Below are 13,874 nucleotides of genomic sequence, written 5' to 3' on the forward strand. Positions count from 1 at the left end.
CCGTCCACACGTCAGCAGTTGCCCATGCCCAGTTGCATCAAAGCCAACCCGCCCTGATGCCAGCCCCACCAGGCGAGCGCCAGCAGCGCAGCAGCGCCAGCCACGATCAACCAGGGACCGACGCGACTCATGCCGCACCGACCTGGGCTTGCAGGCGCGCCACCGGGCGCTCACGCACCGGCCAGTTCAATGCCGCCGCCAGCAGGCTGAGCAAAATCGAGACTTGCCAGATCAAGTCATAACTGCCGGTCCGGTCGTACACCACCCCGCCCAGCCAGCCGCCCAGGAACGAACCCAACTGGTGGAACAGGAACACGATCCCACCCAGCATCGAGAGATTTCGTACGCCGAACAACGTGGCTACCGTTCCATTGGTCAGCGGCACCGTCGACAACCACAGCAAACCCATCGCCATGCCGAACAGATAGGCCGTGGTCGTCGTCACCGGTAGCCACAGGAACAGGCCGATCACCACCGCACGCACCAGATACAGACCCGTGAGCAGGCGCGGCTTGGACATGCGTCCGCCCAGCCAGCCGGCAGTGTAGGTGCCGAAGATATTGAACAGTCCGACCAGCGCCAACACGGTGGTGCCGACACTGGCTGGCAGGTGCTGGTCCACCAGATAGGCCGGCAGATGCACGCCGATGAACACCACCTGGAAGCCGCAGACAAAAAAACCGACCGCCAGCAGCCAGAAACCGGAATGACTGCACGCCTCGCGCAACGCCTCGGACAAGGTCTGCTCGTTGCCGCTCAGTGGCGCCGGCGCATCCTTGAGCATACTGACCAACGGCACGATCAATGCCACCAGCAACCCCAGCGCGAGCAGCGCGGCGGACCAGCCGAGCCAGCCGATCAGGCCCAGCGTGCCCGGCAGCATGGCGAACTGGCCAAAAGAACCGGCCGCGCTGGCGATGCCCATGCCCATGCTGCGTTTTTCCGGGGGTACGGCCCGCCCGACCACGCCAAGAATCACCGAGAACGAAGTGCCGGACAGGCCGATGCCGATCAACAGGCCGGCGCTCAACGACAGCGACCAGGGGGAGTCGGCCATGCCCATGAAGACCAGGCCAAGTGCGTAGAGAACGCCACCGATCAACACCACTTTTGCCGCACCGAAGCGGTCGGCCAGCGCGCCAGTAAACGGCTGCGCCAACCCCCAGATCAGGTTCTGCAAGGCAATGGCGAAGGCAAACACCTCGCGGCCCCAGCCGAATTCGGCGCTCATCGGCGCCAGGAACAGCCCGAAGCCATGCCGCACGCCCAGGGACAACGCCAATATCAACGCGCTGCCCACCAGGACCCAACCACAGGTACGCCACATCGATGTCATTCTTATTCTCCGGTCGCGGGTATATACCCACTTATCATCGAACGAACCGGCATCACGCCAGTTCATCCAGCAAGGCCAGCAAGGTCGCGCGTTTTTCGGCACCGAGCTTATCGATCAATTTCTGTTGCGCCGCTTCCCAGGCCGGCAACGCCGCCGCCAACCGCGCATGCCCTGCCTCGGTGAGCACGACAATACGGTTGCGCAGGTCTTCGCCCTCGGCCAGGGTCACCAACCCCTCGCCTTCCAGCACCCGCAGGTTGCGCCCCAGGGTGCTGCGGTCCAGGCCCATGGCCTCGGCCAGGGAGGAAATGCTCGGCTGGTCCAGGCGCGCCAGGTTATTGAGCAAAGAATACTGGGCAACGTTGATCCCGAAGCCATCGAGGGCGCCGTCGTAATACCTGCTGACGCCACGTGCGGCACGACGCAGGTTGATGCACAAACACTGGGAAGGAAGCATGGTGCGTGTATATACCCGCGGTTGGCTGAATGCAAATTTAAATGGAGGATACCTTTGCGGCATAGGCACCAAGCCCCGTTTTCTCCCATCAGGACAAGCGGTAAACCCACGCCGAACGAGAACAAATCCCACAATATCAAACGCTTTGACTGACAGCCTTTTCGATCAATCCTCATTAGAGTCCACCACCTGTAACCTCTGACAGGTTTCAGCTGGTTTGAATGGAGTTATAAACGAAACCGTGCCTCCAGCCCTGGCTCAGGGGCTGAAGACGGGTCGTGCGGATCATGCCATCCAGAAGTAGGAAGATTCCGCCGCCCCCACGAGATCAATGAAAATAGGAGTTTCAATCATGTACCACAGCACCTCCACTTCTGGACGTTCGTCGCCATATCAAGGCCATTACCCCTCCACAGAGAGCGACCAACCCCAAACGGTTCTACTCACCAAGCGTGAAAAGGAATTCCTGCAATGGAGCGAAGCCGGCAAATCCTCCTGGGAGATTTCCATGATCGTCGATTGCAGCGAAGCCAACGTCAATTACCACTTCAACAACATCCGCAAAAAATTCGGCGTCAGCTCCCGGCATCTCGCGGGGAAAATCGCGCGCGAACGCGGCTTGATCTAAGCGCACCGATGGCATCCCAGCAGCGGTCGGGATGTGCTTGGGCCCTGTAGAGGCTTAAAGGCAGCAATGAATCTGAACCACACGCCTGAACACCGCGACATTTTCGGCCTCAGTACCTGTGACGATACGCACGTGTCGCACAGGCCCCCTTCGGATAAGCCCATACGCATCATCCTCGCCGACGATCACCCCGTTGTGCTGACGGGCGTCGAAATGGTCCTGGCGGGGCTTGGGTTTTCAGTGGTTGCCAAGGCCCGCAACGCCGATGAACTGCTCCAGCATTTGGAACGCACGCCCTGCGACCTGATGATCAGCGACTATTCGATGCCGGATGGGCAGTTCCCGGACGGCCTGGCCCTGATGGGTTATTTGAAACGGCACTACCGCGCCTGCCCCCTGATCGTGATCACCATGCTGCGTAATGCGTCCATGTTGCGGGCCTTGCTCAATGCCGGCGTGAACGGCTTGTTCGATAAACGCAGTCCTTTGACGGAACTGAAACAGGCCGTTCTCGGTGTCACCCTGGGGCGGCGGTATGCCTGCCCAGCATTTCTCAAGCTTGTGCAAGGCCAATCCCTGGCCGCCACAGGCTCGGACGACAGCCGGCTGAACCTTTCCGAGCGGGAGCTGGAGGTGGTGAGGTTGTTCGTGCGCGGAATGTCGGGCAGGGAGATTGCAGCCCAGCTCAATCGCAGTGAAAAAACCATCAGCCGACAAAAACGCACCGCCATGGACAAGTTGGGACTTGGCCATGACGGTGGGTTGGTGGAGTTTGCGAGGTTGAATGGGTTGAGGGGGTGACGGCCGCCTTTTATATTCAAGGCAGAATTCAGCCAACGACATGTCACAAAAAGTGTGATTGTAGTCCTGCACTACATCACCCGGTAGTGCAGTGCCGCAGATGGATGAGAGTACTCAGCCGCCCCTAATTGATCTGCTGGAATGAGCCACATCACTGTAGCCGGGAAGTGGATGTTCGAAAGAACTCAATCCTTCAAATGTAGGTGGGCGATTAAAAAGAGTTTCTCGCGTCCTGGCTTGATGCTCCAGCACTTCTTGTCTAAGTATCGAACTTTTCTCAACTACCTCAGTCACGCGGTCAGGTTTGGCAAAAACTCTTCCTTCAGAAACTTTTTTCAGCCATGTATTATTGGATAATATCTCATTCCGAAGCGCTTGGTCCTTCTTCACTGCGTCGACAATTAAGTTATGTTCCAGTATTTCTGATGTAACCTCTCGACTGTTTATTTTTTTAATTTGCTTCGGGTCAAGCTTAGAAATAGGTATTAGTTCAGGACTGTTTTTGCCCCTTTCCAATATCTCCGATACAGCCTTGCCTGCTTGACGCTTTGCGGCTTTATTAGCTTTCGTCGCAACCCCGAAAAGTCTCATAACGCCCCCGAAAACACCGTGCCCCGTCGGATCCGTAAACCTGATCGGATTCCCCAGACAATACGTATACGTATTCACCCCCCCCTCCCCAAACGGGCTCCAACTGTCCGGGCTGTGAAACCGCATCAACAACGGATTGAACGCCCGATAGCCATTGCCCAGCAAATACCAACCGGTTTGCGTTTCCCGTCGTTCGCCGTTGTAACCCAAATGGCTGCTCAGCGACGCGTCATCCGCGCGATGGCCGTAGGGTGAGTAGGCGATGTCCTGGCGCGCATCCTGACTGACCTCGCACAACACGCTGTTCTTGTCATCACTGGCCAGCAACAGGGACTTTGGCCCAGCACCTGCCTGGTGCTCGGCGAGCACAATGCCATCTGCACGTAGGAAGGTACTGCGGGTGGAACCCTGAATCTGGTTGGTCAGTTCGCCGTTCTGATAAAAACGCTGTTCATGGCCGCCAGAAGTACTGCGTCCGTTCAAGGTGTCGAGTGAGTCATAGTGATAGTCATTGGCCGTTTCACCGGACAAGGCGCTGACGCTGATCAAGCGTCCCAGGCTGTCATAGCCCAAGAGACGGCCGGCTTCGTCCTGCAACAGGTTGCCGTCGGCGTCATAGGTGAAGTCAAGCCGTTGCGGGTAGTCCGGATGGGTATTGGTGATCGCCGTCAGCTGGCAGGGATCGGCCGCGTTTGTGTATTCGTAGTAGCTCGCATTGCGCCCGCCCTCGAACGTGGTCTCCACAAAGTCCAGATTGTCCTGCGCATCGAAACTGAACAGCTGGCCCTGGATGGTTTTACCATAGGGATCTTCGGGCGCCTGGCTGCCATTGCAGGTGTACTCGACCAGACGTCCGCGCGAGTCGTAGGCATAGCCTTCGTCACGCAGCGTTTCAGTGCCTTGCACCAAGGTACGCTGAGTCAGCCTGTCGACCTCGTCGTAAGTCTGGGCCAGGGTCTGGATCACCCCGCCGCTCAGGTCGAATGTACGCAGTACTTCCCGGCCGAAATCATCGTACTCAAGATCGATCTTCAGCCTCTGCGCGCCATCGAGCGTTTCGATGCCCTGAAGTTGCCCCAGCTCGTCATAAGTGAACGTCGAGCGGGTATTACCCAGTGCAGTGGCGGTCAATCTGGCGTATTGGTCGTACTCGTAGGTCTGGGTTTGCTCGAGCACATCGGTATAACTCATCAAGCGTGCTTGCCGGCTGTATTCGTAGTGCATGACGCGCGGATCTTCATCCGTCTGCTCCCGGCGCTCGCTTTTCAGTTCGCCGGTGCTGAAGTACTCGCGGATGAGTGTATTGCCCTGCTCTTGCGTGCGTAGCAGACGAGCGTTCTGGGGGTCATATTCATATTGCGCGGTACTCTCGACGGCGATCCGTTGCTCCGGGTCTTCACCGAGTTCAGGCCGGTAGACGTAACCGGTTTCCAGGCCGCTGGGACGCTTGACGCTTTTTGGCTGGCTTTGCCCTGAATCGAAGGTATAGACACTTTCACGCCCGCCGGTAATCGAAACGATCATCCGGTCAAGACCGTCGAAGACCTGTTCCCCCAATACCACGCCGTTGACACTGATCTTCACCGGCAGGTCTTCGCTGCTGTGTCCGGCATACTGGCGCTCGACTTCATTGCTGTCCGGCAATAGGGTTTTGGTCATGCGGTCGAAAGCGTCGTACTCATAACGCGTCCAGTTGCCGGCAGCGTCGTATTCCTCGACGGTGCGCCCAAGCCCGTCGTAATGGTAGAGATGTTCACTGATCTGTTGACCGCCCAGGTCGATACGCTTGACGCTGTCGGGCTTGTCGAACAGGTTATTGGTCGTGACCGTTTTACCCATGCCCTCGAGCCATTGAGTGGTCGTGCGGGCAATCGGGTCGGTGACCTCATGTTCCTCGATACCATCGGGTCGGATCACACTGCGCTGCTCACCCCAATCGTCGTAGTTGAAGAGACTGGTCAGGGGAACGTCTTTTGCTCTTTCCCAATCGATGACGGTTTCGCTGATCATCTGTTCAAGGTGGTTGTAGGTCGCGCGGTAGGTCTCACGGAATGCCTGCGGATTGCCGCCCAGGGCATCGGCATCGCGCCGGGTTTCCTTGAGCACCCGATTGTGCCCGTCCAACCAGGTGCGGGTCTCGACGCCCTTGACGTCCATGGCGCTTTGCATCGCCTGTTGACCCACCGCGTTGGTGAGCGTGTAGGTATAGGTGCGGCTGGCCTCATAGGGGGTGCCCGGCGCCACGGTTTCCTTGGTCACCCGGCCCAGCAGGTCATACTCGTAGGCGATTTCCACATCGTTGTCATCGCGGTTGAGCAGCGGTTCACCGTTGAGCAGCGAGTGCTCCAGGGTGATGACTTTTTTCTCGCCGTCGAACCCGGTCAACGTATTGACGGTGTGCAGCACGACTTCTCCAGCCCGGGCGTTTCGAGTTTTGCTGTAGGCGTAACCGGTGGTGGTGGTTTTGCCGTTGAGGGTCACTGCGTCTTGCAGTTTGCGCCCGTGCTCGAACGCATTGTCCGGCGCATCAATGTAGGTGAAGGCGCTGTGTTGCAAAGCCTGGTTGCCGTTGAGCAGCGTCTCTTCGCTCAACGCCAGCCACGGCCCGCTGCCCGTGAGCCCTGGATATTCGGCATAGCGATAGTCGGTTTGCAGGGTCGGCGCATTCCCGTAATCGGAGCCGGCCGAGGTCACGGTTTTGCTCTTGAGGTTGCGCACGAACCCTTGCGGATCGGCCGGGCAGCCGTCCTCGCCCTCAGCCTTGTACCAAGCGCTGGTTTCGGTCACGCCGTTGGCGTTGACCTGGGTCAGCAGGTTGCCGAAATCGTCATAGCTGGTGCTCACCACTTCGGTGTGCCGGGGCTCGGTGGCGCTGGCGTTGCGCCAGGTCTGGGTCACGGTTTTCGGCAGTTGGCAATACGCCGGCTGATCCTTGAAATCCAGCTGCGGATTGATGTAGTACTCGGTCTCGGTCACCCACAGGGTGTCGGCGTTTCCGGGCGCGGCTTTTTGGCTCACCTCTTCCAGCACCATCAGATGAAAGCGGTTGAAGACTCGCCGGGTACTGCGCACCGCCTGGTTGCCGGTGGCATCCCAGAGGCGCTCGGTGGTTTCGTATTGATAGTCGCCACGCACCTTATACAGGTTGTCCAGACCATCGTCGCTCCAGGTGATGTCGCTGCCAAAGCCCAGGAAGTTGTGGTCGTCGCGGCCGTACTCATAGCGGGTTTCGATCACCGGCTGGCCGAAACCCGGATCGCGTTGGTGCGAGGCGACCCGAGGCAGCTTACGGTTGGTCAGGCCTGGAAAGGAATGCGGCGCGCCCGAATAACCGATGGTTTCATGGCCGCCGGTCGGGCTGTAAACGTGCTGGAGGCAAGTCAGGTCGTTCAAGGGCGTGTAGGCGAAGCGCCAGGACGCGCTGTCGTCGGTCGGCAAGACCAGGCTGCTGGTTTTACCGTCGATAATATTGAGCGTGAACAGGGCTTCGAAGGCACTGCCCGGGTGCAGCCTGAGCTGCAGGGTGTTGGTGGTGCGCACCAGGCTGAGCAACGGCGTGCCGTCGGCATTGCGGATGCTGCTGAGCAGCGGGTCGGTGCCGAAGGCCGTGTACTGGAGCGTGACGCTGTGGCCCTGAGGCGAGAGCATTTCTACCGGCATGGCCAGCCCGCCTTGTCCGATCTGGAGAATCTCTACCAGCCCGGACTTGTGTTCGACGCGATAGCGCTGGCTATCCAGTTCATGGAAATGAAAGGAGTCGAGTTTCTTCTCCGGGATGACCGTCTCGGCGCCGCCGGTATTGACCTTGAAGGTTTCGCCGGTATACAGCGACAACACCCGGCTGGTCGGGTCGAACTGCGAGAGTTGCAAGTTCCAGCCTTTGCCGAAACCGCTGTCGCCGCTATTGAGCGGGTTGAAATTCAGTTGCAGCGGCACGACCGGGCCGCACAGGTTATTGGCCTTGAGTTCGGGCAAGGAAATCGCGCAGGTGTATTGCCCGGTGCGCGGGTCGACCTGGCCTTGGATGAAACTCATGAAGTTGAAGGCATTGGAATGCACGGAAGTAGAAGTCGACATGGCGTTCTTCCTGAAAATAGAGATAGGTTTAAACAGCGCGGCCTGAAAAGATCGCGCCTTGAGCCATTAGCGTTACTGACCGACGATCTTCAGCTTGTTTCGATTCACACCGTCGAAGCCGATTCTTACAGTGTGTTTATTCCCATAGGCGTCATACACAATCACATTCAACGCCGCGTCGAAATCGGCTTTCGCATACCGGTCGTATCGCCAGTATTCTCGGCGCTGCAGACTGAACAACACTTCACCTTCAGGCACAGGAAAACCAGGATTGACCGTTTCTTCTGGAAGTTGAAGTTGCCCGTTCAATCGCCGCATGAGGATCGGGTCAATGTGCAAGATCGTCTTACCCTGATCGTTTTTGTCATCGGCAAGGGCATACCCGGTGATACTGTGAACATCCTCAAGCGAGGTGTCACTTTCCCATTTGACCATGCTCGTATTGCCGATGAACTCGATATTTCTTATATCCACCTGCACTTGTCTGATCAACAGTTTCAAATAATAGTAATCCAGCGTACTCAGATCGTTTTCGTCGTCTGGATCGCCCTCTACGCGAGTTGGCCCATTATCACCGAAGGTAAGGACAATCCCGCCCACGCTCCCTGCGGCTGGCGGTTGAACGGCGACGAGGTTAATGACTTTGCGATTAGCCTCGCCGTCACCGTCATTTGGATTGGAATAGAAATCCTCATAGTTATCACTGCGCAACATGGCGGCGACACGCAGGTCTTCGACTTTATGACACTGAACAAAAAACTCCTTGACCTGCACCCCTTTCGGCCTGTCCCCCTGAGCCTTCAATTGGGGGGCCAGGTTTTGATGAGGGTAAGTGTCGTAGGTGTTTTGAGTTTCGGTGTAATACCATTTATTACCTTCTGGTACGCCGTCTTCACCCACCTCCGGTAGCGGAATTTTTTGATCGGCCGAAACCAGACGGATACTGTCATATTCAGCTTCCGACAATTCCACCGCCTGGCCATCGACATCCGTGGGCTTGACCCGAACCACTACCCTGGCCTGCTGCAGGCCGTTGGCATACACCGTGGGCGGCATAGCCGTCACTTCGAACTCGAAAGTGTCCAGGGTGTACCAGTTCGACTGCCGGGCGTGTTCGGACAAGTGAATGATGCTGTAGCCGGAAACGACACCCGCCAATGTGCCTTTTACCACGCTGTAGGGCGCGGTTATGACTGCCGGTGCCGTGAACAGGCCCTCCGGGGTGATTGAGCCTTCTCCTGCGACCACCTCCCAGGTTATCTGCGTAGCCTCCGCCGGGCCTTGCAACAATGCTCGACCGCTGGGCAACAAGCCCGGATGGAAAGCCGGGGTGATCCCCAGCGCGAATGATCCCGAGCGCAGGAGTACGGTGGCGATCGCCGTCTCTTGGGTAACATCATCCTGAATATCGATCAGCACGGTTTCCAGCGTGTTGGCGGGATTTGTCGATGGCGGCGTGTAGACAGCCTCATTGCCGTTGGGGGTCAGGGTGCCAAGATTGCCGCGCAGGGTCCAGGTCAAGCTGGAACCGCTCAGCGTGGTGGCCTTGAGCGTTACGCTGTGGCGACCGCTCATATCGATCAGCGACATCGAAGGGGTCACCACCACGCCGGCCATCGCCACGGTCACCAGCGCCGAGGCTGTCACGTCCTTGCCGGTAGCCGAGTCGGTATAAGTCGCGGTGACCACATTGCGTGTCGCGCTGCCATCGAGTAGCTGAGCATCCGGCGCCGTGTATTCACCGTTGTCGATCGTCCCCAGGGCCCGACTGCCGTCGACACTGCGCACGCTCCAGGTGACATCCGACGCTCTGTAGCCCAGTTGCCGAATGGTGAAGGTTTGGCGCTCACCGGCCTTGATCACCGGCAGCAGTGGGTCGAGGGTGAAGCTGGTTTCTTTCGGGTCGATATGACCGACCATCAGCAGATCGCCCGGCAGTCGGGCTTCGGTCAGTTGCAAGGCGTTGCGTTCGGGGAAGAGCAGGTTGCTGATGGCCAGGACGTTGATTTCGGGGATATCAAAGCTATCGACAAGCGCAGAATCTTTAATTGCCGTGGCGATACTCACACCTGCAGACCGGTAAGTACTCTGTATTTCATCCTTCACAAAAGCCGGAAGTTGCATAAACGGGTCATCGCCGCCGATATCGGAAAAGTCTTGAGCCACTTGTGATGCATAGTTGCGACATTCAAACACTACAGCGTTAGTAGACGAGTCGACGATAGGTGCAAAACGAAAATCAAAATTCGGAATCATTAACCCACTCGTATGCCAGGTTTTATCGGGAAAAAGAAGACTCCAATAGAAAGTTCTGAAATTGACTTTTTGCGAGCCCGACCATACGACCTGAAGCTCGCCCTTACTGCTCACAACAACATGAAGGGCATTACTGCTATCAGGGTCATGAAAATTTAAGTGCTGAGGCCCAAACGTTGCCGTTTCTTGAGACTCATTGAGTGTATCGATGTATTTATTATAATAGCCTGGTAACTCAAACCCTCCAGAATAGGCTATTAGTGATCTTGCGATATAATTAGACTCCGATACACGCTTAAGCCTGACATGATGCCCTAACGCTTTTTCTATTTGATCCTGAATATACCAATCAAACACCGCCCGACTGGCCAACACCAGCGACCCCGAATACAGCGCTTTACCCGTTTCGGCATCCCGATCATTAGGAATCAGATAATCAAGCGCTCCTTCCAACGGATCATCCCCCTCTGTCGGATTCCCCTTGGTCCTGACCAACAGCACCACCGCCCCTTCACCGTAGTCGTCAGAACTGCGGATTTTCCCTTCTTCGGTCGCCATGGTGCGGATCTGGAACGAACGCGGCGCCAGCCAATCGACGTCCCGCAGGTCCAGCATGCCCAACTCGTAGACCCGGTCCTCGGGTTTTTGCGCGAGGAATAATGCCTTGAAAAAGTTCCCCAAATCTTCTTGGGCTTTGTCCTCGTTAACCAGGTTGCAGCGACAGTTATAACCATCGCCGATATCGATAATGACCTTGCCTTGTTCATTGACCGTGCCTCGACTGGCCGCCAGGTCAATGTCCATGGTGAGGGTGAACCCTTGGTGGGCGCTCACCACATAGCTGTAGAGGATGACCCCGGGGACTTGATTGGAGCCTTTGCGCACATACGAGACGGTGCCGGAGACAATATCCATGGTCGCGGTCGCTCGGGAGTCACGCAACGAGGCCTTTTCGAAGCTCAAACGCGGGTGACTTAATATCAGCCCGCTCAGTTCAAGCACTTCATCGCCATCCGGGGTCATTGCCGGCGCCCCGAAAATGCGCTTCAAAAAACTGTCGCTATTGAAGCGGGTAACGTATTGCTGCTCCAACAGGCTATTGACCTTGGCGCGGTTCATGAAGACCAAGGCGTCCCAGCCGAGGGTGACGGATTTGCCTTGCATTTTGTTAGTGAGTTCAACCAACGAATAATTGGCCATGATTCACCTGCCTTAAAAATGATGATATGGAAATAATACCGACAACCAGGTTGCCGGTAATACGAATGAAATCCGGGATGACTTGATCAACTACCGCGAATGGTCTGACTCACCGCTTCAATAAGCTCAGCGTACTTGCCAAGTGGCAGCGGAATGGCCGTAATCCCATAAACTTTAATTCCCACATCCGCAGTACCCGATATGACAGCAAAGCTTCCAGGGGCAACTGTCTCTGGCTCGGTGTATACACCGTCCTCATCAACACTTCCCTCTCCTGCCAGCAACTCCCAGGTCACAGGGACTGGCAGAGGACCGCTGTCCCCTTCCAATTTAAACTGTACAGTACCCGTCTCAGGATCACTCGATTCGTCAAGCACCATAGACACCAGGATGAGCACTTTATTAATGGTTACATAGATATAGGAGGCTGTATTGTTAGCCGTATTTTTAATTTCGATTTTATCGATTGGGAAAGGCACTGCAGGGTCCATGTTGTTCCCGGCTGTATACAGGCGTTCATCGGGCTTACCGGCAACCGCTGTCAATGTTGACCCCCACTGCGGAGTCAAGATCGTCCATTGCAGCGTCCCATTCCCCAGTGGCTTGCCTTCGAGCTCCAGCGTTTTCCCGGTATCGCAGCTGGCATAAAGCGGGTTGGTCTGTATGGTGCTGTGGAGCACCGAAACCAGCGCCGAACTTTGCACGGGTTGTCCATCCAGCGTCCCCTGAGCGGTCACGATCACCGCAACAAAGCCGTTGGGCAATTGAGCCTGAGACGGGGCGGTGTATAAACCGCTCGCACTGATTGCGCCCGGTGTGGTGTTTTCCCCGTCCACATCCCGCACACTCCATTGAACGTTAGCCGGCATGGGCTTCAAACTGAATTGCAAGGTACTGCCGGCCTCGATGGTCGAGTTCAACGGGGCCATGACCGTGGTGGTGCGAAGCGGATCGATTTCACCGAATACCGCAAGATCGCCGGGAACGAACGCCTCAGTCAGGTGCAAGGCGTTATGTCCAGGGAATAAAAGGTTTCTGAGCAAGAATGTGTCAATCGACGGAAGTTCAATTTTATCAAGGGTGCCGCGAATCAATGATCGTACGCTCTCAATGATAAGGTTTCTGGTTGCAGCCTCACCGTCCATATTCCACGGTACTATTGGATGGGAAGAGAATGTAACACCAGTGACATCACCGACGACTTCTGGATTATTCAACTCTACATAATTTGTTACCTTATCCAGCGAGACTTCAAATCTCACCCCCACATCATGACTGCAATGGAAATCAATAACGTCAGGACCACTAATGTTTTGAGTCTGCACTGTACATCGTCCAGAAATAGTGCCAGCCCAACTAATATCAATTGTCAGCCCACCCTCCCCAAAATCTACTTTCAGGCCAGCGTTAACGTTGCTCCCCCCGGTAAAATCATAGGGAAATGGATCCAAAGTAGACGTCGCATCATTTTCATATCCCCAACCGGCGCCGCCTTGCCAGTATTTATAACGAACCTCATACCTGGCGCTGCCCCCACCGGCAGTCGCTACCAGCGTCGAGGCGTTGTCCTGGCCCTGATCGTCGACCGTCAAAACCAGCCCATTTCCGATAGAACTCTGCAGTGCGGGTTTGAGAACTTTTTCGGCAAGGACTCTGCTGGACAACAACATCGCCCCGGTAAACCTGGCACCGTTTCCGTCTGCTGGAATCAGATAGGGCGCATTCTTATTAGGAAAGGTGATGCCGTCCTGACCATCCTGCAATGTAATGAACATCATGACGGCGCCATCACCATAGTTCTCATCGCCGAACAGGGCGGTGGGATCGGATTTCATTGTCCTTATTTCGAAATTTTTTGGCGTCAACACGCCGTTCAAATCCCCCTCCAAACTACCCAGCGAGAAAAATTTCTGTTCAGGTAACAGGTTGTTTTCGAAGTACTCCTGGAACCGTCTGCCCACCTGTTCCTGGGCAAGCGAACCAATGACAAAGTTTGCCATGAAGGTATCGGCATTATTGAGATCAATCACCACATCACCCAGCCCAGTGACTACGCCCTTTGTCACTGGCTGATCCATCCATAATTGCGGCCCGCCAATCGGTAGCACTTGCAGCATTTTCGAAACATAGCGAACGCCCGCGTGTTCCTTGGTACTGACAATCATGCCGCCGATCATATCCATCGTCAGGCGCGCCCGGGCCGCAAGGCTGGGATCCGAGCTTTCGAACGACAGACGTGGTGCACTTAACTTGAGATTGTAGATATGTTCCTTGTATGAATCATCCCCCCACTTCGCAACGATTGACAGGGGCTCGATATACCCATCCTCGGTATTAAACCGCTCAATATATAACTGAAACAACAACTCATTTGCCTTACGTTGATCGTAGAGTGTCAGTGCGTCCCAACCATAGGTCAGGGATTTACCTTGCATTGCGCCCACTAGTTGGCTCAGCGACATTTTACTCATGACTCGTTCTCCAAAAACAATAGATTGAACAGCAACGTATCCTCGACATCAGGCCGA

Annotated in this window: 7 protein-coding genes; 2 read left to right on the forward strand and 5 right to left on the reverse strand. The window is 56.0% G+C overall.

Annotation, left to right across the window (positions count from 1 at the left end; genetic code table 11):
* Positions 1-127 precede the first annotated feature (127 nt).
* Both M8Q45_RS17590 and M8Q45_RS17595 read right to left on the reverse strand, forming a co-directional pair.
* Positions 128-1,336, reverse strand: coding sequence for an MFS transporter (locus M8Q45_RS17590; RefSeq protein WP_249875766.1), 1,209 nt, complete (start codon positions 1,334-1,336; stop codon positions 128-130).
* A 52-nt stretch (positions 1,337-1,388) separates the two neighbouring features.
* Positions 1,389-1,793: a MarR family winged helix-turn-helix transcriptional regulator gene (locus M8Q45_RS17595; protein ID WP_249875767.1), complete on the reverse strand. Its 405-nt coding sequence runs from the start codon at positions 1,791-1,793 to the stop codon at positions 1,389-1,391.
* Between the two features lie 352 nt (positions 1,794-2,145).
* Between M8Q45_RS17595 and M8Q45_RS17600 the strand changes: the two genes are divergently transcribed.
* On the forward strand, positions 2,146-2,421 hold the full coding sequence (locus tag M8Q45_RS17600; protein WP_283939054.1) for a helix-turn-helix transcriptional regulator: 276 nt from the start codon (positions 2,146-2,148) through the stop codon (positions 2,419-2,421).
* A gap of 66 nt (positions 2,422-2,487) precedes the next feature.
* Complete coding sequence (locus M8Q45_RS17605; protein WP_249875768.1) at positions 2,488-3,222, forward strand: response regulator; 735 nt, start codon at positions 2,488-2,490, stop codon at positions 3,220-3,222.
* Positions 3,223-3,336: 114 nt separating this feature from the next.
* Here the strand turns inward: M8Q45_RS17605 and M8Q45_RS17610 are convergent, their stop codons facing one another.
* The 3 genes from M8Q45_RS17610 to M8Q45_RS17620 all read right to left on the reverse strand — a co-directional run bounded on the left by M8Q45_RS17610 (position 3,337) and on the right by M8Q45_RS17620 (position 13,817).
* Positions 3,337-7,890, reverse strand: coding sequence for an RHS repeat domain-containing protein (locus tag M8Q45_RS17610; protein ID WP_249875769.1), 4,554 nt, complete (start codon positions 7,888-7,890; stop codon positions 3,337-3,339).
* A 72-nt stretch (positions 7,891-7,962) separates the two neighbouring features.
* Positions 7,963-11,346, reverse strand: coding sequence for a hypothetical protein (locus M8Q45_RS17615; protein WP_249875770.1), 3,384 nt, complete (start codon positions 11,344-11,346; stop codon positions 7,963-7,965).
* An 86-nt stretch (positions 11,347-11,432) separates the two neighbouring features.
* A complete protein-coding gene (locus tag M8Q45_RS17620) occupies positions 11,433-13,817 on the reverse strand; it encodes a hypothetical protein (protein ID WP_249875771.1) in 2,385 nt (794 codons plus the stop codon).
* Positions 13,818-13,874 lie beyond the last annotated feature (57 nt).

This window comes from Pseudomonas sp. T1.Ur (assembly GCF_023516725.1).
Taxonomy (GTDB): domain Bacteria; phylum Pseudomonadota; class Gammaproteobacteria; order Pseudomonadales; family Pseudomonadaceae; genus Aquipseudomonas; species Aquipseudomonas alvandae.